Origin of the sequence: Salinirubellus salinus (assembly GCF_025231485.1) — an archaeon.
In the GTDB taxonomy this organism is placed as follows: Archaea; Halobacteriota; Halobacteria; order Halobacteriales; family Haloarculaceae; genus Salinirubellus; species Salinirubellus salinus.
In genome coordinates, this window is record NZ_CP104003.1 from 4001910 (window position 1) to 4024551 (window position 22642).

33 protein-coding genes are annotated in these 22642 nt (G+C 70.9%); 15 read left to right on the forward strand and 18 right to left on the reverse strand.

Features of this window, described 5'->3' with window-relative positions; all coding sequences use genetic code 11:
- Positions 1–89 precede the first annotated feature (89 nt).
- The 3 genes from N0B31_RS20800 (at position 90) to N0B31_RS20810 (ending at position 1867) form a co-directional block, all read left to right on the forward strand.
- Positions 90–485 carry a universal stress protein gene (locus N0B31_RS20800; protein WP_260593568.1) on the forward strand — a complete coding sequence of 132 codons (396 nt, stop codon included), beginning with the start codon at positions 90–92 and terminating at the stop codon, positions 483–485.
- A 65-nt stretch (positions 486–550) separates the two neighbouring features.
- On the forward strand, positions 551–1438 hold the full coding sequence (locus N0B31_RS20805) for a universal stress protein (protein WP_260593569.1): 888 nt from the start codon (positions 551–553) through the stop codon (positions 1436–1438).
- 135 nt (positions 1439–1573) lie between these two features.
- A complete protein-coding gene (locus N0B31_RS20810) occupies positions 1574–1867 on the forward strand; it encodes an amphi-Trp domain-containing protein (RefSeq protein ID WP_260593570.1) in 294 nt (97 codons plus the stop codon).
- Positions 1868–1949: 82 nt separating this feature from the next.
- Here N0B31_RS20810 and N0B31_RS20815 read toward each other — a convergent pair whose 3' ends face one another.
- Positions 1950–2396 (reverse strand): ester cyclase, encoded by a 447-nt coding sequence (locus N0B31_RS20815; RefSeq protein WP_260593571.1) that lies wholly within the window; start codon positions 2394–2396, stop codon positions 1950–1952.
- A 156-nt stretch (positions 2397–2552) separates the two neighbouring features.
- On the opposite strand from N0B31_RS20815, the gene N0B31_RS20820 reads away from it, so the two are divergent.
- Entirely contained in the window at positions 2553–3572 is a 1020-nt protein-coding gene (locus N0B31_RS20820; protein WP_260593572.1) for a pyridoxal phosphate-dependent aminotransferase, read from the forward strand.
- Positions 3573–3579: 7 nt separating this feature from the next.
- On the opposite strand, the gene N0B31_RS20825 is transcribed toward N0B31_RS20820, so the two are convergent.
- Positions 3580–3849 carry a hypothetical protein gene (locus N0B31_RS20825; protein WP_260593573.1) on the reverse strand — a complete coding sequence of 90 codons (270 nt, stop codon included), beginning with the start codon at positions 3847–3849 and terminating at the stop codon, positions 3580–3582.
- A gap of 124 nt (positions 3850–3973) precedes the next feature.
- Between N0B31_RS20825 and N0B31_RS20830 the strand changes: the two genes are divergently transcribed.
- Entirely contained in the window at positions 3974–4366 is a 393-nt protein-coding gene (locus N0B31_RS20830; RefSeq protein WP_260593574.1) for a VanZ family protein, read from the forward strand.
- On the opposite strand, the gene N0B31_RS20835 is transcribed toward N0B31_RS20830, so the two are convergent.
- Positions 4333–4872: a CDP-2,3-bis-(O-geranylgeranyl)-sn-glycerol synthase gene (locus N0B31_RS20835; protein WP_260593575.1), complete on the reverse strand. Its 540-nt coding sequence runs from the start codon at positions 4870–4872 to the stop codon at positions 4333–4335. The two genes, N0B31_RS20830 and N0B31_RS20835, sit on opposite strands and share 34 nt — an antisense overlap.
- Positions 4873–4963: 91 nt before the next feature.
- Between N0B31_RS20835 and N0B31_RS20840 the strand changes: the two genes are divergently transcribed.
- Entirely contained in the window at positions 4964–5338 is a 375-nt protein-coding gene (locus N0B31_RS20840; protein ID WP_260593576.1) for a VanZ family protein, read from the forward strand.
- A 78-nt stretch (positions 5339–5416) separates the two neighbouring features.
- The gene (locus tag N0B31_RS20845; protein WP_260593577.1) at positions 5417–5896 is read left to right on the forward strand and encodes a pyridoxamine 5'-phosphate oxidase family protein; all 480 of its coding nucleotides are present in this window, start codon (positions 5417–5419) and stop codon (positions 5894–5896) included.
- A gap of 22 nt (positions 5897–5918) precedes the next feature.
- Here the strand turns inward: N0B31_RS20845 and budC are convergent, their stop codons facing one another.
- Positions 5919–6647: a meso-2,3-butanediol dehydrogenase gene (gene budC / locus N0B31_RS20850; RefSeq protein WP_260593578.1), complete on the reverse strand. Its 729-nt coding sequence runs from the start codon at positions 6645–6647 to the stop codon at positions 5919–5921.
- A 99-nt stretch (positions 6648–6746) separates the two neighbouring features.
- Positions 6747–7175: a CBS domain-containing protein gene (locus N0B31_RS20855; protein WP_260593579.1), complete on the reverse strand. Its 429-nt coding sequence runs from the start codon at positions 7173–7175 to the stop codon at positions 6747–6749.
- A 250-nt stretch (positions 7176–7425) separates the two neighbouring features.
- Between N0B31_RS20855 and N0B31_RS20860 the strand changes: the two genes are divergently transcribed.
- Positions 7426–8106: a peroxiredoxin gene (locus N0B31_RS20860; protein WP_260593580.1), complete on the forward strand. Its 681-nt coding sequence runs from the start codon at positions 7426–7428 to the stop codon at positions 8104–8106.
- A 23-nt stretch (positions 8107–8129) separates the two neighbouring features.
- On the opposite strand, the gene N0B31_RS20865 is transcribed toward N0B31_RS20860, so the two are convergent.
- Both N0B31_RS20865 and N0B31_RS20870 read right to left on the reverse strand, forming a co-directional pair.
- Positions 8130–8615, reverse strand: coding sequence for an ester cyclase (locus N0B31_RS20865; protein WP_260593581.1), 486 nt, complete (start codon positions 8613–8615; stop codon positions 8130–8132).
- A 157-nt stretch (positions 8616–8772) separates the two neighbouring features.
- Positions 8773–9183, reverse strand: a complete 411-nt coding sequence (locus N0B31_RS20870) for a winged helix-turn-helix domain-containing protein (protein WP_260593582.1) — start codon at positions 9181–9183, stop codon at positions 8773–8775.
- 140 nt (positions 9184–9323) lie between these two features.
- On the opposite strand from N0B31_RS20870, the gene N0B31_RS20875 reads away from it, so the two are divergent.
- Positions 9324–9467, forward strand: coding sequence for a hypothetical protein (locus tag N0B31_RS20875; protein WP_260593583.1), 144 nt, complete (start codon positions 9324–9326; stop codon positions 9465–9467).
- A 22-nt stretch (positions 9468–9489) separates the two neighbouring features.
- Here N0B31_RS20875 and N0B31_RS20880 read toward each other — a convergent pair whose 3' ends face one another.
- The 4 genes from N0B31_RS20880 to N0B31_RS20895 form a co-directional block, all read right to left on the reverse strand.
- A complete protein-coding gene (locus tag N0B31_RS20880) occupies positions 9490–10146 on the reverse strand; it encodes a helix-turn-helix domain-containing protein (RefSeq protein ID WP_260593584.1) in 657 nt (218 codons plus the stop codon).
- Positions 10147–10235: 89 nt separating this feature from the next.
- A complete protein-coding gene (locus N0B31_RS20885; protein ID WP_260593585.1) occupies positions 10236–10682 on the reverse strand; it encodes a pyridoxamine 5'-phosphate oxidase family protein in 447 nt (148 codons plus the stop codon).
- A gap of 71 nt (positions 10683–10753) precedes the next feature.
- On the reverse strand, positions 10754–11602 hold the full coding sequence (locus N0B31_RS20890) for a CPBP family intramembrane glutamic endopeptidase (protein WP_260593586.1): 849 nt from the start codon (positions 11600–11602) through the stop codon (positions 10754–10756).
- Between the two features lie 63 nt (positions 11603–11665).
- Positions 11666–11818, reverse strand: coding sequence for a DUF7560 family zinc ribbon protein (locus tag N0B31_RS20895; RefSeq protein WP_260593587.1), 153 nt, complete (start codon positions 11816–11818; stop codon positions 11666–11668).
- 192 nt (positions 11819–12010) lie between these two features.
- On the opposite strand from N0B31_RS20895, the gene N0B31_RS20900 reads away from it, so the two are divergent.
- The 3 genes from N0B31_RS20900 to N0B31_RS20910 all read left to right on the forward strand — a co-directional run bounded on the left by N0B31_RS20900 (position 12011) and on the right by N0B31_RS20910 (position 14060).
- Positions 12011–12154 carry a DUF7563 family protein gene (locus N0B31_RS20900; protein WP_260593588.1) on the forward strand — a complete coding sequence of 48 codons (144 nt, stop codon included), beginning with the start codon at positions 12011–12013 and terminating at the stop codon, positions 12152–12154.
- A 100-nt stretch (positions 12155–12254) separates the two neighbouring features.
- A complete protein-coding gene (locus tag N0B31_RS20905) occupies positions 12255–12824 on the forward strand; it encodes a hypothetical protein (protein ID WP_260593589.1) in 570 nt (189 codons plus the stop codon).
- Between the two features lie 345 nt (positions 12825–13169).
- Positions 13170–14060, forward strand: a complete 891-nt coding sequence (locus N0B31_RS20910; RefSeq protein WP_260593590.1) for an aminoglycoside 6-adenylyltransferase — start codon at positions 13170–13172, stop codon at positions 14058–14060.
- A 7-nt stretch (positions 14061–14067) separates the two neighbouring features.
- Here N0B31_RS20910 and N0B31_RS20915 read toward each other — a convergent pair whose 3' ends face one another.
- The 5 genes from N0B31_RS20915 to N0B31_RS20935 form a co-directional block, all read right to left on the reverse strand.
- Entirely contained in the window at positions 14068–14994 is a 927-nt protein-coding gene (locus N0B31_RS20915) for a sodium:calcium antiporter (protein ID WP_260593591.1), read from the reverse strand.
- Between the two features lie 64 nt (positions 14995–15058).
- Entirely contained in the window at positions 15059–15832 is a 774-nt protein-coding gene (locus tag N0B31_RS20920; protein WP_260593592.1) for a proteasome assembly chaperone family protein, read from the reverse strand.
- Positions 15833–15921: 89 nt separating this feature from the next.
- Complete coding sequence (locus N0B31_RS20925; RefSeq protein WP_260593593.1) at positions 15922–16677, reverse strand: ZIP family metal transporter; 756 nt, start codon at positions 16675–16677, stop codon at positions 15922–15924.
- Between the two features lie 58 nt (positions 16678–16735).
- Positions 16736–17323, reverse strand: coding sequence for a VIT1/CCC1 transporter family protein (locus N0B31_RS20930; protein WP_260593594.1), 588 nt, complete (start codon positions 17321–17323; stop codon positions 16736–16738).
- 5 nt (positions 17324–17328) lie between these two features.
- Positions 17329–17619 (reverse strand): DUF211 domain-containing protein, encoded by a 291-nt coding sequence (locus tag N0B31_RS20935; protein WP_260593595.1) that lies wholly within the window; start codon positions 17617–17619, stop codon positions 17329–17331.
- Between the two features lie 120 nt (positions 17620–17739).
- On the opposite strand from N0B31_RS20935, the gene N0B31_RS20940 reads away from it, so the two are divergent.
- Positions 17740–18918 carry a hypothetical protein gene (locus N0B31_RS20940; protein ID WP_260593596.1) on the forward strand — a complete coding sequence of 393 codons (1179 nt, stop codon included), beginning with the start codon at positions 17740–17742 and terminating at the stop codon, positions 18916–18918.
- A 17-nt stretch (positions 18919–18935) separates the two neighbouring features.
- On the opposite strand, the gene N0B31_RS20945 is transcribed toward N0B31_RS20940, so the two are convergent.
- A complete protein-coding gene (locus N0B31_RS20945) occupies positions 18936–19937 on the reverse strand; it encodes a DUF7972 family membrane protein (protein ID WP_260593597.1) in 1002 nt (333 codons plus the stop codon).
- Positions 19938–19977: 40 nt separating this feature from the next.
- Positions 19978–21180: a hypothetical protein gene (locus N0B31_RS20950; protein ID WP_260593598.1), complete on the reverse strand. Its 1203-nt coding sequence runs from the start codon at positions 21178–21180 to the stop codon at positions 19978–19980.
- A gap of 106 nt (positions 21181–21286) precedes the next feature.
- Between N0B31_RS20950 and N0B31_RS20955 the strand changes: the two genes are divergently transcribed.
- Together N0B31_RS20955 and N0B31_RS20960 are read left to right on the forward strand one after the other, a co-directional pair.
- Complete coding sequence (locus tag N0B31_RS20955) at positions 21287–22156, forward strand: bifunctional 5,10-methylenetetrahydrofolate dehydrogenase/5,10-methenyltetrahydrofolate cyclohydrolase (protein ID WP_260593599.1); 870 nt, start codon at positions 21287–21289, stop codon at positions 22154–22156.
- 51 nt (positions 22157–22207) lie between these two features.
- A complete protein-coding gene (locus N0B31_RS20960) occupies positions 22208–22621 on the forward strand; it encodes a hypothetical protein (protein WP_260593600.1) in 414 nt (137 codons plus the stop codon).
- Positions 22622–22642: the final 21 nt, after the last annotated feature.

Below are 22642 nucleotides of genomic sequence, written 5' to 3' on the forward strand. Positions count from 1 at the left end.
GGGCCGAGCGCCGCCCCGGTGGCGCCGTGGTCGGTCCGTGGCCGGTCGGACGCATCGATTGATTGTGCTGGCCTGCTAGGCTTCCCCGTATGGACGTCCTGGCACCAGTCGACGGCTCCGAGTGCAGTTTCCGTGCGCTCCGCTTCGCCACGGAGTTCGCGCGGCGCTACGGGGCCGGCCTCCACGTCATCCACGTCACGGACATCGAGAGCGAGCGGGCCGAGGCGGTCCTCGAACGGGCCGAGGCGGTCCTCGACGAGGCGGGCATCCTCGACGACCCGGAGTTCGTGAGCGAGTTCCGCCTGCTCAGTCCGGGGTACGCCGACCGCATCGGCGAGGACATCCTCGAGGTGGCCCGCGAGGACGGCTACGACCACGTCGTGATGGGTCACCACGGGAAGGGGGCGATCGACCGCCTCGTCCTCGGCAGTGCGGCCGAGACGGTGGTCCGGGCGGCCGAGGTGCCCGCCACCGTCGTCCCCTGAGCCGCCCACGGACCTGTCCCCCGCCCAGCCACCGTTTTTCCCGCTCCCCACCCTACGTGTGGAGCATGTACGACCGGGTCCTCTTCCCCACCGACGGGAGCGACGGGACGGCGTTCGCCCTCGGGCACGCCCTCGACGTGGCGGCGGCGTACGACGCGACGGTCCACGTCCTCGGCGTGGCCGACACGACGCGACTGGGACTGCTCGAACTGGTCGACGAGGAGCGGGTCGCAGCCCACCTCGAACGCGAGTGCGTGTTGCTGGTCGAGGAGGCGGCCGAGCGTGCGCGCGCCCGTGGCGTCGAGGTCGTCACCGACGTCGAGTGTGGGTCGCCGGCCAACGAGATCGTCGACTACGCGGCCGCCAGCGCCGCCGACCTCGTCGTGATGGCGACCCACGGTCGACGGGGACTCGACCGCCTGCTGCTCGGGAGCACGACCGAGAGCGTCCTCCGACACGCCGAGACGCCGGTCCTGACCGTCAGGCCGAGCGAGGAGACGCGAGTCGCGTTCCCGTACCGGTCGGTGCTGGTGGCGACCGACGGGAGCGATGCCGCCGGCCACGCCCTCGACCACGGCGTGTCGCTGGCCGCCGAGACGGGCGCGGCGCTCCACCTCGTCACCGCCGTCGACCCGGGCGCGCTGGGTGGGGTGGGCCGCGTCGACGTCGCCGTCGAGGCGATGGAGGACGCGGCCGAGCGGGTCCTCGAGACGGCGTGCACGACGGCCGAGGCGGCGGGCGTCGACCCCGTCGACGCGTCGGTGCTCTCCGGCCCCTCGGTCCACGAGTCCATCGAGGCGTACGTGGCGGACGAGGGTGTGTCGCTCCTCGTCCTCGGCACGCACGGCCGGACCGGGCTGGACCGGTTCGTCCTCGGGAGCGTGACCGAGCGACTCGTCCGGGCCGCACCGGTCCCGGTCCTCGCGGTGCGCGGCCCGCCGGACACGGCCTGACCGGGGCCGTTGGGTCGCCCCTCGCTCGGCTCGGCCGAGCGTCCTGCGCCGGGGAGCGTCGTCTCCGAGTGACGGTTCCCGACCACTGGGAGCCACGGCGGGGCCTTACCCGGCCGCTCGCCGTCCGGTCGGTGTATGGGAGAACTGGAGACCGAGGAGATCCGGACCCGCTCGGGTGTGGCGTCGTACCTGCGTGACCTGGCCGACCAGCTCGACGCCGACGGACCCGTGACGCTCGAACTCGGTGCCGACCGCGTCACGCTCGACCCGAGCGACGAGATCACGTTCAAACTCGAGGGGGAGTCGGACTGGTCGACGGGCGACACGGAGGCGAAACAGAGCATCGAGTTCGAACTGGTCTGGTGGCGCGAGGCCACCACGGCCGAGGAGGGGACGCTACAGGTCGAACACGGCGGCCCGGAGGCCTGAGCCGTCGGCTCTCCGAGCGACGGGGCGCCGACACCTGTTCCCGACCGAACGGGTGAGCCGTTCGGGCCGTCCCGGCGGCGGTCTACGCCGGCGGCTGTTCCGGGACCACCCCGAGCTGCTGGAGCATCTCGAGCCGGTCGTAGTACCACCACGCCTCGACGGCCTTGCCGTCCTCCATCCGGTGGACCGTGGTGCCGCGGAACTCGACCTCCTTACCCGTGGGTTCGATGTCGAGCCACGGGATCGGCCCCTCGTGGGTCCCGGTGGCCACGTACTGTGTCACCGTCTTCTCCTCGCCGACCACGACGTCCTCGATGTCGACGTGGAAGTCGGGGAACGCCTCGTGGTTCGCGCGGACCCACTCCTCGAACGCCTCGATGCCCTCGACGTCCTCTCCCTGCGGAACGTTGTGCATGACGACGTCCTCGGCGTAGCCGTCGGCGATGCGGTCGTACGCCTTCTCGTTGAACATCGCGTCGCTCAGGTCGCGGATCTCCGCTCGCTGCTCGTCGAGTGTCCTGATACTCATGTCGTGGTCACCTGCGTCCCGACGGTGTGACGAGTACGGGAATAACTGGTGTGCGCGGTTCTCGCGACACGAGAATAGTAACACGAAGTTGACACTCCTCGCCTCGTGACCCGCGCCCGGCCAACGCTTTCTACCACCGGTCGCCACGGAACGGGCATGACCGACCGACCGACCACGCCGTCGACCGTGGAGAAGGGTGGGGCCGGCGTCGAGGGACTCAGTCTCCTGCTCTGCGAGAACCCGCTGCCGCCGCTGGACGAGGCAGTCGCCGCCGCCCGTGCCGAACTTCCACGGTCGAACCACTACACGGAGCCCTACTCAGCGCCGCTGCGCGACCTGCTCGCCGAGCGCGCCGGGGTCCCCGTCGAGCACCTCCACGTCAACGCGGGGTCAGAGCTGATACTGCGACAGCTGTTCGACCGGTTCGGCCAGCAGGTCCACCTGCTGACGCCGACCTACCCGCTGTTCCCCGAGATCGCCGAGCGCTACACCGAGACGCGGCTCCGGCCGGACGAGGCGTTCCAGTTCGACCTGCGTGACCTCTCGGTCCCGGACGGGACGACGCTCGTGACGCTGGTGAACCCGAACAACCCCAACGGGGCCGCCCTCGACACCGCGGTGTTGCCGGACCTGCTCGCGGCGCACCCCGACACGCGGTTCCTCGTCGACGAGGCGTTCGTCGACTTCGTCGACGGGTCGGTCGTCCACCTCGTCCCCGAGTACGAGAACCTGCTCGTGACTCGCACCCTCTCGAAGGCTCACAGCCTCGCGGGGTTCCGCGTGGGCTACGCCGTGCTCCCCGAGGCCGTCGCGGCCGACCTGAACGCGAGCAACGACGCCTACCCGCTGGCCCGACCCTCGCAGGCCGCGGCCATCGCCACGCTGGAGCACGAAGACCGGATCCGCGAGCGCGTCCAGCGTCTCCGGTCGTGGGCCCGCGACCTCGCGGCGGACCTCCGTGCGCTCGGGGTCCGCACGTTCCCCTCGGAGACGTACTTCTTCCTCGCGGACGTCGCGCCCCACGACGCGGGCGACCTGACCGCCGCGCTGGCCGAGCGGGGTATCCACCTCAAGCCGCTCGACGACGACCGACTCGGCCCGGGCTACGTCCGGGTCACGACGGGCCGGCCCGCGGAGAACGAGCGACTGGTGACCGCGCTCGGGGACCTGCTCTGAATCCGGGTCAGCCCTCCAGTTTCTCCAGTATCGCCTTCGCCTTCGACTCGGCCGTCGACCGCTCGGCCGAGGCCGGGATCAGCACGGACTGGACCACCCACTCGTCGCTCCCCTCGCGGTGGCCCGTGCGGACCTCGCTCCCCTCGTAGACGCTCTCGGCGGCTTCAGCCGCCCAGTCGGGCGTGCGTATCTCGCTGAACTCGTCCGGGTCGCGAAAGCGGACGTGCCAGTACTCGTCGGCCTTCTCGACCGCCTTCGGGCTGGGTACCTGTGCCATGGCGGGGGTCGCCCGTCGACGCCCAAAGCCGTTGATTCGCCGCCAGCCGCCGTCGCGTGAACGTCTCCGAGGGCGAACGGTCCCGTCGCCGCGCTCAAGCGCCCCCGGCGCGTACCGTCCGGTGATGGCTCCAGACTCGACCGACCCGCGGTGCCGACGCGTCGTCGTCGCCACGCTCGTCCTGCTGGTGGCCGCCGTCGTCCCCTCGCCGCTCCGCCGCCACGAGTCGTGGGCGTGGCTCGGCCCGGACAAGTTCCTCCACCTCGTCGGCCACGCCGGCTACGCGGCAGTGCTGGCCGACGCCTTCGGCGGGGGCCGCTGCAGCGACGGGCAGGCGGCCGTCCTCGCCGTGGTCGTCTCGACTGGCCACAGCCTCGCGAGCGGCCGGCTCCAGCGGTGGGTCCCCGGCCGCGCGTTCGAACTCGCGGACGTCCTCGCCGGCCTCGTCGGGGCGGTGCTGGCGGCCGGCGGCTGGTACGCCGCTCACCACGGCTCCTCCTTCAGCCCGAGGAGGTAGGCCCCGACGTTCGTGAGGACGTGGACCAGCGGCGTCAGGAGGAGGACGACCGCGAGGACGGGGAGCGTGAACGTCGCGAGCGTCCACGCCGGCGCGACGGCGAGGGTGAGCCCGAGCGCGACGACGACGAACCCGAGCTGGTCGAGGAGGGGCGCCGGTGCCCCGCGCTCCCTGCCGCTCCGGCGTTTCAGGAACGAGCCGGCGGAGTCGCCCAGCATCGCGCCGAGCGGGAGCGTCACGACGGCCGCGGGCGGGAACGACGGCAGCGCGGGCGCGAGCGTCGGCTGGAGGGCGTTCATCACGAGCGCGAGTGCCGCCCCCGCGAGCGTCCCGCCGAGGAAGCCGCGCCACGTCTTGCCGTCGCCGAGGAGTCGCTCGCCGCGCCACGTCCGCCCGCCGTCGATGGGCGGCCCGCCGCCGACGAGGACCGCGACGCTGTTCGGGACGTACGCCGGGAGGATCACCCAGACGCCCGTGGCGACGGTCAGCGCGGCGGCGGAGAGCACGCCACTCCACTACTGCACGAGGGCTCTTGAGCCTGTGTCCGGCGGACGCCACCCGCGGACTCAAACCCCTCCGCGTCCTACCGGGCTCGACATGTCCACGCTCGAACGGGCCGCCCACGCCATCGCGGTCGGCGTCCCCGCCGGTCTCCTCCTCGTCGGTTCCGCCGTCCCGCTCCCGCCGGGGCGCAACCCCGACTTCGGGTGGCTCGGCCCGGACAAGTTCCTCCACCTCGCCGGCCACGCGTGGCTGACGGCCGCGCTCGCCCGCGCTATAGAAGCCGAGGACGGCCCCACCTGCCGCGGTGCTGCCCTCGCCGTCGCGCTCTCGGTGGGCTACGGGCTCGCCACCGAGCGCCTGCAGGAGGCGGTCCCCGGCCGTGCGTTCGAGTGGCCCGACGTGCTCGCCGGGCTCCTCGGGTCGGTCCTCGTCGTCGTCGCCGGACGACGGCGACCACGGGGTCCCTGACGGGGGCGACCCCACCGTTCCCTCGTCCTGGGAACCTGCGGGGCGGTTATGTCCTCGGCCGTCCTCCTGTGTGCAGTGATGACACTCGACGAACTCGCGGCGTACGACGTGGAGCGCATGGACGAGGCGGAGATCCGGGGGTTCCTGTCGAGTCACAGCGTCGGCGTGCTGGGGCTGCCGACCGGGAACGCCCCGAGCATGCGGCCGATGTCGTTCTGGTACGACGGTGAGGACGGGCTCTACCTGCTCTACTTCCTCGGCTCCGAGAGCCGCAAGGTCGACCTGACCGAGCGGGCGAAGGACGCCCGCTTCCTCGTGTTCACGACGGAGTCGACGTTCAGTTGGCGGAGCGTGCTCCTGACCGGCGGGCTGGTCGAGGTGCCCCCCGAGGACGTCGACGACGTCCGCGAGGCCGTCGAGTCGGTGTGGCGCCCGGAGGTGTTCGAGCGGGCGCTCGCCGAGGAGGAGGTGCGGCTCTACCGCTTCGACATCGCCGACCGATCGGGCATCAAGTCCGTGGGGCTGCCGCCGGGGTTCGAGGCTCACGACTCGGAGTGAGTCGCGGCTCCCTGCCCGGAGCTCAGAACGCGGTCCACCCGCCGTCGACGGGGATGTTCGCGCCCGTGATGTAGGAGGCCCCGTCGCTCGCGAGGAACGCCGCCAGCGGTGCCACCTCCTCCGGTTCCGCCGGCCGGTCCATCGGCGTGTGTGCCCGGACGAACTCGTTGAACCGCTCGCTCTCCCAGAGCTCCTCGGTCATCGGCGTCCGGACGTGGCCGGGACAGATGCCGTTGACCCGCACGCCACGAGCGGCGTAGTCGACCGCCACCTGCTGGGTGAAGTTGACCACGCCGCCCTTCGACGCCGAGTACGAGGCCGCCCCCTTCCCCCCGCGCAGGCCGTAGATGGACTCGACGTTCACGATACACCCCTCCGTCTCGAGCAGGTGAGGCAGCGCCGCCTTCGAGCCGTGCATCACGCCGTCGAGGTTCGTCCCGAGGACGTCGCGCCACTCCTCCAGCGGCATCTCGTCCAGCCGCGTCACGCTCGTGATGCCCGCGTTGTTCACCATCACGTCGAGCCGACCGTGGCGTTCGACGACCCCCTCGACCAGCGCCTCGACCTGCTCGTACTCGCGCACGTCACACTGGCGGAACTCGCAGCCGACCTCGTCGGCGGTCGCCGTACCGGTCGACTCCGTCCGCCCGCAGACGACGACGGTCGCGCCCTGTTCGACGTACTCGGCCGCGATGGCCCGTCCGATACCCGTGGTGCCACCGGTGACGATGGCGACCTTTCCCGAGAGCATACGACGCGCTCGACGGACGGCGGAATAAGCCCGCCCGCCGGGTCCCGGCGACGGGGAACGTTCCGGAGAACGGGACGGTCGGGGTCGCGCCCCGTCGACTCACTCCTCGGGTCGGTACTCGCGCGACTGCCACTCGATGACCGTCGCGACGTCCTTCAGCATCTCACCGGCGGTGGCCACCACGTCGTCGAGGGTGGCGATGCCGACGAGCTTGCCGTCGTCGTTCACGATGGGGATGCGGCGGACGCGCCCTTCGGCCATCGCGGCCGGCAGGTCGATGGCGGTGGCGTCCTCGTGGACCGTCACCGGGTCCTCCGTCATGATGTCGGCGGCGGTCACGTCCGACAGGTCGTCGTAGTGCCCGACTGCGAGGGCGATGTCACGGTCGGTGACGATGCCGACGGGTTCCTCGTTCCAGGCGATGACGATGTCGCCCAGCTCCTCCTCCTCCATCATCCGCGCGAGCGCCGGGATCGAGGTGTCTCTGCGTGCCGTCACGACGTCTACCGCGAGGTTCTTGACTGGCATGGCCGGTCGGAGAAACGTCAACGACACACGATAATTGTCACCTCGAGTACCACGGCGTGGGAACCACCGGCGTGGTGGCTGAAGAGAACCGGGAGGACCGTCCTCCTGCCGCGACGACGCCGAGACCGGAACGCGGTCGACGACCGACGAGGTCGGTCCGTGCACGCCGCCCACACGACCGCAGTGGGGCGGTTGGTCAGGACCGAACGCTAGCTTACCAGCGCCTCTCCCGAAGGGAGGACTACCAGTGATGGAATCCGAAACCACCCACCGACAGCCCGGTCTCGGCGACCAGTTCCCCGAACTGACGGTCCAGAGCTCGCACGGCGAACTCTCGCTCCCGGACGCCTACGAGGGCGAGTGGTTCGTGCTGTTCAGCCACCCCGGTGACTTCACCCCCGTCTGCACGAGCGAGTTCGTCGCCTTCCAGCGGCGACACGACGAGTTCGAGGCGCTCGGTGTGAACCTCGTCGGCCTCTCGGTCGACCGCGTCCACTCGCACATCGAGTGGGTGACGTGGATCGAGGACGAACTGGACGTCCGGATCGAGTTCCCCATCGTCGCCGACGAGGCGGGCGACGTCGCGACGCGCCTCGGGATGGTGCACCCAGAGATGGGCGCCAGCACCGTCCGGTCGGTCTACGTCGTCGACCCCGAGGGGACCATCCGGCTCGTCCTCCAGTACCCGATGGAGATCGGCCGGAACATCGAGGAGATACTCCGGTCGATCAGGGCACTCCAGACGGCCGACGAACACGACGTGGCCGTCCCCGGTGACTGGCCCGACCACCCCGACTTCGGCGACCGGGTGTTGCTCGAACCGCCGAGCGACGTGGCCTCGGCGGAGGCCCGCCTCGCCGAGGCCGAGGGGGCGGACCACGAGTGTCTCGACTGGTGGTTCTGCCTCGAAGACCTCGCAGACCGCGAGTAGGTCCACCCCCGCCGGCGTCGGTCTCAGCGCGCGCTCCCGAGCAGGTTGAGCAGCACCTTGAACAGCGCGCGTGGTCCGAAGTCCTCGGGCGCGACGCCGAGTTGCTGCAGCATCCCGAACCGGTCGATGGTCTGCCACGACTCGACGACGAGACCGTCCTCGTCGAGGCGGTTGACGAACGTTCCACCGATCTCGAGGGTCCGGTCGGTCGGTTTCAGCCCGACGAACTCACCCGTGTGGGTGCCGGTCATCACCCAGTGTCCCGCGACCGTGTCGTCCTCGACGACGACCGCCTCGAACGTCATCTCGACGTCCGGGAACCCCTCCAGCAGGTCGGCGTGCATCTCCCGGTACTCGGCGCGTGTCATCTCCTCGCCGTCCATGTGGCCGACCCAGTCCTCGGCGAACGTCTCGTCGACGTAGTCGAGGTTCTGCTTCTCGTAGACCGCCTCGGCGAACCGAGCCGGTCCCGCTCGTAACTCCTCCGTGGTCTGTGGTACGGTGGCCATGGCTCTCTCCGGCGCCGCCCTCTCCGAGCCGACGCCAGGCTGTGAGTCGTCCGTGGGCGGGACTAACCGTATCGCTCGGTGTCACGTCCCGAGAACCGGGACGGCGGCGTCTGCAACGAACGAGGAAGAACGGTCACGCCCGGTGCGGAGGGACGGTTCAGTACGCGCTCGGCCGCGGGACGCCGAACTGCTCGGGGCGGGCCAGTCGCGAGACGCGCAGTTCGATGCCGCCGTCGTCGGTGGTGGTGACGTAGAGGTCCTCGACGACCCGGCGGAACTCGCTGGCGTGCTTGCCCGAGCGGCGGATGCGGGTCTGTTCCTCGACCAGCGAGAGTTCGCTCAGCGTGTCGATCTTCCGGTAGGCCGTGGACTTCGGGAGGTCCACCCGCTCGGAGATCTCCGCGGCGGTCAGCGCCTCCTCGCCGGTCGCCTCGAGGATGGCCCGGCAGTCGGCGTCCCCGAACGCGTCGAGGAGTGCCTGCATCTCGTCGGCGTCGTCGACACGGCTCACGTCGATGGTGGACTCGGTCTGCTGGGCGGCGACGAACGCGGACTCTGACTGGCTCATACTACGATGGACGGCGGTATCTGGGACGAAACCGTACCCCCGGTAGTCGGGGTGGTTTATATATCGGCGTCGTCCAGAGTCCCAGTGACTGGGACGGACCGGCCCCTGTTTTCAGGCGCGACCCACTGGTTCCGGTCGCCATGGAGTGTGCCGACTGCGGGACGTGGCTCACGAGTGCGGACATCAGCGTCGAGCGCGAGGACCGTCGGACCTACCACTGTGACGAGTGTGACGCGCGCCTGCCGCCGGAGCAGGCCCGGACGGAACTGTTCGCGTGGGTGTGAGGACCGGCGGGCGCGGGCGGGCTCAGCGACCCCGGCCGAGGACGTCCTCGAGGAGCTTCGTCTCGGCCGCGGCGAGGTGTTCGCGGAACGTCGAGAGACCGATGCCGAGCGTCTCGGCCACCTCGGTCGCGTTGGCCCGCCGCGGCCGCTCGAAGTAGCCCATCTCGAACGCCGTCTCCAGCACCTCGCGCTGTCGGGGCGTCAGTCGGCCCCGGTCGACGAGGACGCTGTCGCTGCCGTCGGGGTCACCGTCACCCGGCGAGCGGACGAACCGGACGATGTCCACGTCGGGAAAGCGCTCCCTGAGCGCCGCGACGACGGCCCGGAGTTGCTCGTAGTCCGCCGCGTAGAACACGAGCCGCAGCGTCCCCTCGCGCGCCTCGTACTCGGTGACCGGACAGCCGAACGAACCGAGACACGAGCAGGGACAGGTCGGTGGCTCGTCGGTCGAGAGCCGGTAGCGGTTGACCGGCCCGTGCGAGAACAGTCGCGTCACCGGGCCCTCGGGGTCGACCGCGACGTCGGCGGAGAACTCGACGGTGGCTCCCCCGTCGGGCGTCGGTGACCGGGTCCGCCGGACGGTCTGCACGGTCGCGCCCTCACGCGCCGAGAACTCGACGAGCGGACACAACTCCGGGTCGGTGAACTCCACCGTCGTGCGGATACCGGCGGGAGTCATCTCAATCGGTCGTTCCTCACCACGTCACTTGAGTCTGTGGGCGCGAGGAGGTCAGAAACGCTCGCTGTCGAGTGAGTTTCTCGAACGTGTCACCGACCGACCTCGACGCGCCGCCCGCTCAACTCCTCCGGGTCGAGGACGTAGAGCCCGACGTCCAGGTCCCGCTCGACCTCGCCCCAGATCTCGAACAGGGGGCGCTTGGCGTCCCCGTACTGCACGACGTGGTCCACGGTGAGTTCGGACCGTGGAACCTCCCTGAGGTCGCCCGTCGCCACCACGCTCCGGTAGACGTCGCCGTCCTCCTCGTAGACGACGAGGCGACTCTGTGGCGTGGAGGCGAGGAACCGGCGCTTCTCGCTCTCCGGTGTCGACACGAGGCGGAGGTAGAAACACCGCCCGTCGACGTCGTAGCCGTACGAGATGGGGATGGCGTACGGCTCGTCACCCCGCGCGAGCGAGAGCACGCCCGTCTCGTGCCGGCCGAGGAGGCCGTCGACTTCACCGGCCGACATCTCGGATTCGAGGTCCAGGGTCATGTGCTCGTGTCTCGAAGGCACAATACCGGCGTTCTTAACTGTTGAGGAACGCCGGGCCGGCCCACGTCGGTTCACGTCGGGGTGGCCGCGGACCTGACGAGTCGCCGCGGACCCCAGTAGCCGACGACGACGAGCGTGACGGCTGCCAGCAGGACGACGAACGCGAGACTCGCCGGGTCCGACTCGAGGACGGGGAACATCCCCTGTGACCAGTTGAACGTGGTGTGGAACAGGAGCGCCGGGAGGAGGCTCCCACCGGTGTTGTTGTACACCCACGTCAGCAGGACCGAGAGCAGGGTGATGGAGACGGCGAACCCGAGGAACGGCCGCTGGTAGTAGATGGTCTCGCCGGGGATGTAGAACAGCGGAACGTGCCAGAGCGCCCACACGAGCCCGACGGCGACCCCACCGCCGAGCGCGCCGAACCGGGCTTGCACGGGGTCGAGCAGGTAGCCCCGCCAGCCGAACTCCTCCTGGACGGGGCCGCCGAGCAGCAGGATGAACACGAACGCGACCGGCAGGACGACCAGTTCGCCCGTCCACGGGAACGACGGCACCGTGTCCGTGAGGAACGCGACGACGAGTGCACCGCCGACGAGGGCGGGCGAGAGCACGAGCGCGGGGAGGAGCCACCGCGTCGGGAACTCCAGTGACACCGCGCGGGCGAGCAACCGGCGCGCGCCCCCGAGGCCGCCCGCGTACGTCACGAGCACGAAGGCCGCGACGCTGGGGCCGAACGGTCCCAGTTCGGGGAGGGTCGGGACGCTGGCGACGAGGCCGGCGTTCTCGAGTGCCTTCGGCACCCAGAACCCCCACGACCACCCGAACGTCAGGGCGAGAAAGAGGACGACGCCGCGCCACCCCGGCGCCGACTCGGGGTGCTCGTCGGGCGTCGCGGTGTCGGGGGCGTGTCGGGACATCTTCCGGGGGGAATCGACTCGCTCGTCGGGTCGGTGTGCCGCCGGGCCGGTCGCCGTGTCGGGTCAGCCGACGGTGAACGCCGCCACCGTCAGGTCGGCCCCACAGACCACGCACCCCTTCTCTACCAGGGCCTGCTTCATGGAGTCGTTCACCTTCAGGGATTCCTCGCAGACCGGACAGTGGAAGGTGAACTCTTCCTCGACGTGACTCTCCATTGCATCCACCTAGACCCCCCTCTCATAAAGTGTCTCCTCAAGTTCTTGGCTGGTGAGAAAGTGTCACGGCCGTGGCCGGCCGGCGGAGACCGGCCGTGCTCGCGGGTCGACGGACCTGCCTGCTGGCGATTTCCCGCGCGCTGAGAATCTACGTGCGCCTTCTTGACAGCTCACACTCGACATCCACCACTCATGGAGACCTGTGCCAACTGCGGTCAGTACGTCAGCCCTTCGTTCGCCCGTGTCTTCGGCGACAACGAGGACGCCGTCCACGCCTGCCCGAACTGCGCGTCGATGCGGACCATCATGGAGGCGGGAGCGGCCGGACGCGTGTGAGCGCGTCGACCGCGAGCCGCGATTCTCACGGCTCGCGGCCGGTTCCCGCCGCGTGAGAGCCACCGGCACGATTCACGTCGTCCGTCGAGGAACGATACGTATGAACACGCACGTCGACTCCGAGACCCGGCGCGAGCGGCCGGCCGCCGGCGCGCGCTACCTCCCCCCGTACGGTCCCGTGGACGCCCTGCTCGGGTACGTCCTGTTCTACCTGGTGGTCGACCGGGTCACCCCGACCGTCGTGGCCGTGGCAGCGGACATCTTCCCGGACGTGGCCCCGTCGGCCGTCCAGTTCGCACTCGCGGCGTTCCTCTGGTTCGTCCTCGTCGTCACGACCATCGACCAGCTCCGGCGCCAGCTCGCCGCGCTCGGCCTCGGCTCACACGACGAGGTCGACCCCGACCCCGCCTCCCGGTCCCCGCCGTCCGAGCCGATGGCCCTCGTCTGCCTGCTCGGGGTGGTGCTCGGCGGTGCCGTCGCGTGGCTGTCGTTCGACCGCGGTCTCGAGGCGGTGGTCACGGTCGTCGACTCCCTCGTCCGACTCGACGTGGGCTCCCTGCTCGTCGTCGACCTCGTCGTGTTGCTGGTGTTCTTCGTCGGCTACGGCGTGGCGACGTGGAGCCTCGACCGCCTCGTCGTCGGCGGCCTCCGGTGGGCGCTCACCGACTGACCGGGCGCTCAGACGCCGAGGCGCCGTTCGAACCGCTGGACGCTCTCGTCCGTCCCGGTGAGGACCACCCGTCTCGGCACTGACGTCGGCACCGGCGATGCGGTGGTGCTGGGCGAGCGTCGCGTCCTCGACGAGCGAGACGATCCCGAGGTCCGGGTTCGCCACCCGAGCGGAGAGGACGATGCTCGCGTTGGTGTCGGCGGCGGCGAGCGCGGTGGCCTCCCGGACGCCAGCGTTCACGAGCACGTCATGCGCCTGCTCATGCCGGCGGCTACACCACCCCCGGTAGATACGTTCCGGGTGCCGGCGCGCACGTTTTTTTACAGTGGGGCGGGAGGTCAAGTCGTGACACCACCACCGTGGGACTACGAGGCCTTCGAGCGGCGGGTGGCCGACTGGGCGCGCGACCGCCCGGACGTCCGTGCGGCCATCGTCTTCGGCTCCCGGGCACGGGAGGACCGCCCGGCGGACGTGTGGTCGGACCTCGACGTCGTGCTCGTGGCGACCGACCCCGAGCGGTACGCCGAGGAGACGGCGTGGCTCGAGGCGCTCGGCGAGCCGTGGGTGACCTGCCGGGGTGAGACGCCGGTCGGGACGTTCCCCCAGCGCCACGTCGTGTTCGACGACGGGCTGGAGGTGGACTTCGTCCCCGTGCCCGCCGACGCGGTGACCGACCTGGAGGCGCTCCCTGACGAGGTGTTCGCCGTCTTCCACCGGGGGTACCGCTTCCTCGTGGACTCGGACAGGATGGCCGACCGGCTCGCGGCGCGGGTCGACCGGGTCGACTTCGAGGCGCTGGGACTCGCGCTCCCCGACGAGGCGGCGTTCCTCGAGACGCTCCACGACGCGTGGTACCACGCGTTCTGGGTGGCCAAGAAGCTCCGTCGGGGCGAGCTCTGGACCGCCAAGCGCGGCCTCGACGGCTACCTGAAGTGGGAGTGTCTGCTCCCGGTCCTGAAGTGGCACGCCCGGGCGGTCCACGGTCGACGTTCGTGGCACGGGGGGCGCTTCCTCGAGGACTGGGCCGACGACCGGGCCGTCGCCGAACTCGAGACGGCGTTCGCGGACTACGACACGAGCGAGTGCTGGGTGGCGCTCGAGGCGACGCTGGACCTGCTGGAGTGGCTCGCCCGCGAGACGGCGGCGGCCGCCGACTACGACTACCCCGACCGGACCGAGGCGTACGTCCGGGACCTGGTCCGCGGCCTCGACCCGGACGGCCCCGACCCGCTCTGACCTGCGTTCAGAGCACGACGAACGTGGGCACGTAGAGCGCGAGACAGACCAGTGCCGCCCACCGGTCGATACCCCGCCGCCAGTACATCAGCGCGAGCACGGTCACGCTCACGACGAGCATGTAGACGAGCGAGGGGAGCAGCACCTCGGGTGACGCCACCACCACGTCGAACGCGAGCGCTCCGACGCCCAGCGAGAAGACGGGATCCGTGATGTTGCTCCCGAGCAGCGACCCCACGGAGATGCCGCCGTCGCCGCGGTAGGCGGCGATGCTGGCGACGAACACCTCCGGGGCCGTCGTCCCGAGGCCGGTCAGCAGGCCGACGAGGTACTCCGAGACGCCGGCGGTCCGCGCCAGCGCCACGCCGTTGGTCACCATCACCTGTCCTCCGACCACGACGAGGACGAGCCCCCCGACGAGCACCGGCCCGGCCCGCGAGGGCGGCGGCAGCTCCTCTTCGATGACCTCCTCGCTTATCTCCTCGCCCCCCTCGTTCGTGTAGAGCGTGTAGACGAAGTTGACGTAGGCGAGCATCATCAGCACGCCCTCCGAGCGCTGGACGCGCGCGTCGTCGAGCACGAGGAGCATGATGATCATCGCGAGCGTCATCGCCGTCCCGTAGACGAGGACGTTCCGCCGGGTGGCGACGATGGGCGCGACGAGCGCCACCACACCGATAGCGAGGGTCATCTGGGCCGTCTCGCTGCCGACGATGTTGCCGACCACGAGGTCGCCCGCGCCGTAGTACGCCGCGAGGACGGAGGTGACCATCTCCGGGACGGAGGTGCCAACCGAGACGACGGTGACGCCGACGAAGAACGACGAGAGCCCGTAGTGGAGCGCGATGTCTCCGGCGGCCCCCACGGCCCGGTCGGCCCCGGCGACGAGCAACAGGAGGCCCAGCCCGAACAGACCGAGTTCGACGAGGACCATCGGCGTGAGCCACGACTAGTGGCGGGAAAACTCCTCGGGCGCCAGCGGTCCGGGGTCCGGGTGCCTACTGGAACATGCTCGGGCCGCGCGACTGGTCCGCGACGCCCTGTCGCTCGCGCTCCATCTGCTCGTACTGCTCGGAGAGCTGTTGCATCCGGGCGCTGATCTCGTCGGCCTGCTCGCGGAGCTCCGTCGTATCGATGTCGAACTCGACGAGCGGTTCGAGGGCCTCCTCGATGACGTGCTGGGCCGCGCCGGGGTCGGGCAGGAACGGGTGGGCACGGACGACGAGCACCATCGCCGGGACCCCCTCGTGGTAGCACCGTTCGACGAGTGCGCCAGTGACGCCGCCGACGAGGCCGGGATCGCTGGCGAGGTCGACCCCCGCGGCGTCCAGTTCGTCGCGCATCGCGGGGGTCGTGCCCACGCCGGCCACGTCGCCGAGGCGGCTCTCGGACTCGGCCGGCACGCCCGTCAGGAAGATGGCCCGGTCGAACTCCTCGGCACACTGCTCGATGACGCACTCGGCGAGCGGGACCCACGACGACGGTGGGAGCGCGAGGTCGCTCTGCAGGGTCAGCACGTCCGGCTCCGTCCCGGCGTACACCCTGACGAGGTCCTGGACGAGGCCGTCAGCGAAGGTCGCGACGGGCGGGAACGCCGACGAGCGGATGTTCCCGTGGTGTTCGAGACCGAGCTGCTCGCGTATCTGGCCGACCGCGATGGCGGCCACCAGCCCGTGTCCCGGCAGTCCCTCTATCAGCGTTGGGGTCCCGCCGTCCAGGCTGGTCAGTCGCTCGAAGGTCGCCGACGCGTCCGGGTCCGTCGCTGGGGTCATGGTCGACGGTCTGTCGGGGTCTACTTAGCCGTTGGTCGCGGTTCCCGGCGCGCGAGACCGTCTGGTGTCTCGAGTCGACCCCCGCAGGCTCATCCGAGTAGCGGCCGCAGCAGACGCACCCCGAGCATCGAGAGGACGCCGCCGAGGAACACCGCGAAGTGCAGTAGCGAGCGCCGGAGCGAGCCCTCTCCCTTTATCTCCGGGACGAGGTCGGCGCTCGCGATGTAGACGAAGTTGCCCGCCGCGAACGGGAGCAGGAACACCGGGACGCCACCGAGGCGGCCCGCGAGCAGCCAGCCCACGATTCCACCGAGTATCACCGTCGCCTGCGTCACGTAGTTGAGGACCAGCGCCCGACGGCGCTCGAAGCCGCCGTAGACGAGGACCCCGAAGTCGCCGATCTCCTGTGGGATCTCGTGGAGCGCGATGGCGAGCGCCGTGACGAGGCCGACGGGCACGCCCACGGCGAACGCGCCGGCGACGACGAGGCCGTCGACGAAGTTGTGCAGCGCGTCGGAGACGAGGACGAGGTAGCCCACGGGCTCGCGTTCGTGGGTCGCGGCGTGGTGGTGGTGCCAGCCGATGAACTGCTCCAGCACGAAGAAGAGACAGAAGCCGACGACGAACCAGCCGAACAGCGGGAGCGTGGCGTCGCCCCCGACCGTCTCGATGGCCTGCGGGAGGAGGTGGAACACCGCACCGCCCAGCAGCGCCCCGGCCGCGAGCGCGACGAGGACCAGCAGGAGTCGGTCGAGCCGTTCCTCGTCGAGCGAGAGGGTGAACACGCCCACCCACGCGATCAGGCTGATGGCGAGTGTCGTCCCCAGGATCCACCACAGCGACATCGTCTCGCCAGCGCGTTCGGCGGGGGGTGACTTGTAGCTTGACCGGGCGGCCGGCCGCTCAGCCGGGGAGCACGAGGTTCACCAGCGCGACCACCACGCCGGCCACCCCCATCCGGGCCGCGGCGACGTACCACCGCTGGCCGGAGATGGAGCCCATGTACGCCCCGAACGCGCCCAGCACGGCGACCCCGAGACCGACGGCGACGAACGCCGCCTCCACCATCCCGAACACCGTCCCCTCGAAGAGGAACGGGGTGAGCGGGATGACGATGCCGACGAGCGGCCCGAGGCCGCTCATCAGGGCGTGGAACAGCCGCGCGCTGGCCACCTCGCGCTGGATACGGGTGTCGTCGAGGTCCGTGAGCATCGCCCGCTCGAGGCGTCGTATCTCCGCGCGGGTCTCGGCCCGTTCGATCTCCCAGACGCTCCAGACCGCCGAGGTACAGAGCCCGACGGCGGCGCCGACGCCGATCTTCACCACGGTCAGGCCGTCCGGGACCCCCGAGAGCACGGCGCCGACGACCACGCCGATGCTGGTGAGGGTCCCGTCGAACCCGTTGGAGACGAAGTAGCGGCGGGCGATGGAGCGGACGTCCTCGTCGCGGAGGAGTCGTTGCAGGCGGCCACGGAGCGAGGCGTCGGCCATCGGCGTCAGTGGTCCTGCTGGGTGGGGCGATCCTCGACGACGTACTCGCCGCAGGCCACCTCGTCGACGGAGTGGACGGTCCCCCCGAGGTTCTCGACGGCCGCCTCCACCTCGTCGTACTCGATGGCCCCGCCCTCGACGGTGATCTTCACGTTCTGGACCTCGCGGTCGAGTTCGACCAGCGAGACGGTGACGCCCGCGACGCTCCCCACCTCGGCGAGCCGGCTGGCGAACTCCGGCAGCGGCGGGTCGTGTGGCTTCAGGACGTCGACCACGAGCCGGCGGACGGTGGACATACGCCTCTCTCCGGCCAGCCGACGCAAAAAACGTGCGGGCTCCACTCCCGGGAGGCGGACGGTTCTCATCGACCGAGAGTCAGCGGGACGGTTCATCTCCACACCTGTATTCTATCAGGTATGAATCGATGGTTGACACTGCTCGTCGTGGGTGCCGTCCTCCTCGCCGGCTGTTCGTTCGACGCCGGCGGCCCGACGAGTCCGACGCCGACGCCCACGGCAACCGGCACGCCGACCGAGACGCCCCACCCGACGGCGACGCCGACCCCCTCACCCCCCGCCACCCCGACACCGACGTCCTCACCCACGCCGACCCCCACGCCCGCCGCGCCGGGCGCACAACTCGCGCCCGGCATCACCGACGACGGCATCGAGAACCCCGTCGCACTGCTGAACGCGCACCAGCGCGAACTGCTCGCCGAGGGATTCGTCGTCGAGCAGACTATCACCAGCACGTACGCGGGCGAGCCGAGCAACCGCCTCGTCCTGACCACGACGGTCGGCCCGGGCGGCGAGGTGGCGTTCCAGAACGCCACGGCGACCGGGTACGACTCCGGGGGCAACGAGAGCGTCATCACCAGTCAGGTGTGGCTGAACCAGTCGACGATGCTCTCGTACCGCGTCGAGGCGGGTGAACCCTCCTATCAGGTCCGTGACCGGACCTACCCCCCGGAGTGGTTCGTCTGGTTCGGCAGCCTCCAGCGCGACATCCAGTTCGCCGCCGACGAGTACGAGGTGACGGACGTCGAGCGCGTCGACGGCGTCCGAGTCGTCACCCTCGAGGCGTCCATCGACCGGGTCGCCAACGACGGCGTGGACGACACGATTGGGCTCCTCCGCGTCGACGAACGCGGCGTCATCCGACACGCCGAGACGAACGTGACCTACGAGGAGGGGACGACCTACCGGACGGTGTACGACGTGGCCGAACTGGGCGTCGCGCCGCCCGCACCGCCCGCGTGGGTCGACGACGTGCCCCCGAGCGCGTCGCTCCAGCTCGAACTCGACATCTTCGAGTTCGACGAACGCGGCGTCGAGCTGGTCCACCTCTACGGGGACAGCGTCCCCGCGAACAGCACGGTGACGCTGACGTCGAACGGGACGACGTACGAGAAGACGCTCGACGAGCCGTTCGGCGACGGTTCGCGCTACCTCTGGGTCGACGACGAGGGCACCCTCCGCGCGACGGCCACGCCCCCCGACGAGGGGACGGTCCAGCCGCTCGGGCGCGAGGTGACGGTGACCGTCCGGGCGCCGGACGGGCTGCGACTGTTCGAGCTCTCGGTGGGCCGGCGCTGAGCGGTCGACGGCCGCTCCTACTGCTCCGCGTTCGTGGTGAACGGGTACATCGCGGCGGTCCGCTGGACCACCGTCGCCAGCCGCAGGATGTACGTCGTCAACAGGACGATGGGGGCGAACCCGGCGGTGACGACGAGTGGGATGACCACCCGGAGGGTGCCCTGCGAGATGGTCGGGCCGGTGGCGTCGGTGAACAGGAGCATCAGCACCACCGACACCACCTGCACGGGGATGCCGATGAACAGGAGGGTCCGGGAGAGCGACGCGAGCTCCGACTGGATGTAGATGGTCTTGAAGTAGCGTCGGGCGACGTCGACCTGTTCGACGTGGCGTTCGAGTCGGTTCAGCGACCCCTCGACGGCCTCCGGCAGGGGTTCCTCCTGCGAGGCGCGGAGCCGATACGCCCCCACGAAGTACCGCGAGTAGTTCGTGTCGAGGACGGCGATGAGCGCGTAGCGGACGCCGGCGCTCCCGCCCGCGAGCAGGGTCTGCACGTACTCGATGTGGGCCGCGAGGTCGTCGAGCAGGCGCTCGGCGTACCCCTCGAGCGCGGGGTCCGCGGGCGTCCACCCGGTCCGCTCGAGCGCCCGGACGTCCCGCTCGATGCTCTCGAACAGGAGTTCGAACAGCCCACCGGGCGTCACGGGGACCACCCGTTGCTGCGTGATCCGACTGACCTCCTCGCGGAACCCGATGACCTCGCGCATCTGCTCGCGCACCTCGCCCGGCGACTCGAGGTGTCGCGCCAGCACGAACTGGCTGATGGAGACGACGATGGTGATGAGCGTGAAGTTCCCGCCGATGAGCGCGAACAGGAGGAACAGCGTCGGCGTCGGCTCGACGAGGGGTGCCAGCCCACTCAGCACGGCCCACCAGATGGTCGCCGAGACGAGTGTCAGGAGGAGGGCACTCACGATCAGACGGTTCCCGGTCAGCAGGAACCAGTCCAGCGGCTCGTGTCGGAGGACGTCGAGCTCGGTGTTCAGCTCGAACCGCGCCGCGTCGCGCTTTCGGCCCATCTACGTTCACGCTCCGCGCCCGTCGTGAAAACGTTGCGCCTCACGGGCGCGGGCCGGGGTCGCTCTCCTCGTCCGGGAGCGGCACCTCGACGGTCGCCAGCAGCCGGTCCCGGTGCCGGCTCTGCCAGACGGTCACCGTCACCGTCTCGCTCCCCTCGTCGCGCAACCGCTCGACGGCTTCCTCGGGGATGCCGACGACCACCGCCTCGGTCTCACCGGGGGCGAAGTAGTACGTGCCCGACCGAGGGTCACGCGCCTCGCCGGGGACGGCCACGCTCGCCTCGGCCGAGGTGTGAAACGCGCCGTCGTTGGTGACCACCACCCCGACCCGGACCTCGTGCTGGGACCCCGGGTCCGAGCGGTTCCAGTCGAGTTCGCCGCGTGCCGAGTCCGTCTCGACGACCCGCAGCGCGACGCCGGGGTCGGCCTCGAACGTCGCCCGGTCGACGGTGACGCCCGCGAGCGTCGTCACCCGGACGCGGTAGGTGCCGTTCGCCTTCGCGAGGTACCCGTCGGGGGGCGTCTCGTCGTTCCAGAGCCGCGCCGAGACCGTCGTCCGGCCGTCCTCGAGGTCGTCCCGTGAGACCCGTTCGGTGACCGACGCGCCCGTCGGGCCGACGACAGTGACGCGCATCTCCGCGCTGGCGCCCTCGACGGTGACGTTCAGGGCGGGGTCGGAGACGGGTGCCAGTCCCGCCTCCATCGACGTGACGGTGGCCGAACTCGCCGCGGCGAAGTTGACGCCGGCGACCAGCGCGAGGCCGACGACGAGCACGACGGCGGCACCGGTCGCGACCCGGCGTGGGTCCGGGACGCTGTCGCGGCGCTCCAGGGCGACCGAGAGGCCGACCGCCCCGAGCCCGCCCAGTGCGATCCCCCCGAAGTACCCGAACACGGCCTCGAAGCTCACGTAGAGGTGGTCGGGGACGTGGGCGAACAGCCCGGCCGCACCCAGTACCGGCACCGCGGCGAACAGGGCGGCGGGGACGAGGACGGCGGCGACGGCGACGTTCGGCCGGTCGAGGTCGCGCCACTCCACCACCAGCCAGAGACAGAACCCGACGCCGACTGCGGCGACGGCCACGCCCGCCATCCCGGGCAGGTAGAGCGCGAGCAGGTCGTGGGCGAGGAGGTCGACGAGGAGGGGGACGACCGCTCCGAGGAGGACCAGCCCCGCCGCGACGCCGAGGTCGCGGTTCGGGTCCAGTTCCCCCCGCGGGACGAACCGGCGGTTCTCGCTCATGGGCCAGCACTGATGCGGTCGACACAAGTGTCTTGTCGAGCCACAGGTACCCGTTTCACCCTCCACCGGGGACAGACCCAAACCCCCGGGCCGCCCAGATGCGGGCGTGCCGGCCGACAGACTGCGCGGCGACGCGGTGGCCGCGGGGGTCCGAGACGACGTGCGCGAGCGGGTCGCGGCCCTCGGGGAGCGGGGCGTCGTCCCCACGCTCGCCACGGTGCTGATGAGCGACGAAGACAGCGACGAGCGGTTCGTCAAGCTGAAACACGAGGCCTGTGAGGCCGTCGGTGTCGAGGGCCGGGACGTCCGGGTCAACCCCACCGCCCCCCCGGAACGGCTCCACGGGGCCGTCGAACGGTGCTCGGCCGACGACGCGGTTGACGCCGTGTTCGTCCAGGCGCCGCTCCCCGAGCACGTCCCGGAGATGGGGGTCCGGACCCGCCTCGGCCCCGAGAAGGACGTCGACGGTTTCCACCCCGAGACGCTCGGCCGACTGGTCGCGGGCGACCCGACGTTCGTCCCGGCGACGACGGCCGCCGTCGGGCGACTCCTCGACGCCTACGGCATCCCCGTCGTGGGCCGCGAGGTGGTCGTGGTGGGCCGCTCCTCGACCATCGGGCGACCGCTGGCGAACCACCTCCTCCGCCGGGGCGAGGGGGGCGACGCCACGGTGACGGTCTGTCACTCGCGGACCTCGGACCTCGCCGCACACACCCGTCGCGCGGACGTGCTCGTCACCGCCGCCGGCGTCCCCGGCCTCGTCGACGGCTCGATGCTCTCGCCCGGAGCCGTCGTGGTCGACGTGAGCGCGAACCGGCGGGAGACCGACGACGGCGTCGAGGTGGTGGGCGACGTGGCGTTCGAGTCCGCGAGCGAGGTGGCGAGCGCCGTCACCCCGGTCCCGGGCGGGGTCGGGCCGGTGACGCTCGCCTGTCTCCTCGAGAACGTCGTCCTCGCCGCGGAACGGCGGGCCTGACTCGGGTGGACCGGCGAAACGGTTAGGGCCGTCTCGGTCCAGCGGTGGGGCATGGACGAGGAGACGGCCGAGGCGTACGCCCGGAGCCTCCAGCGGTTCGTCGGCGCCACGTTCCGCGCCGGCCTCGGGCTGTTCCCCCTGCTCCTCTCGCTGGAGACGGTGGTGCTCTCGGGGACCACCCCACCCCTGCAGGTGGCGGGTGCCGCCCTCCTCCTCGCGCTCCCAGTCGCCGTCGAGTTCACCTCGACCGGCCGGGACGTCGACGCCCTCGAACGGTTCGTGATGGGCGTCATCGTGCTGTGGCTGGTCGCCACGCTCGCCGTCTCGGTGGCGGGGGCGCTGGGGGCGACCCGTCCCACGGCCGAGCGGGTGGGACTGGTGCTCGTCCTCGCCGGCTACGGCGTCTCGTACCTGCTCGTCTACGCCGGCTGGGGGGCACGGCTCCGCGCGCTGGTCGGCCGCTGAGGTGGGTCCCCCACGGGATTC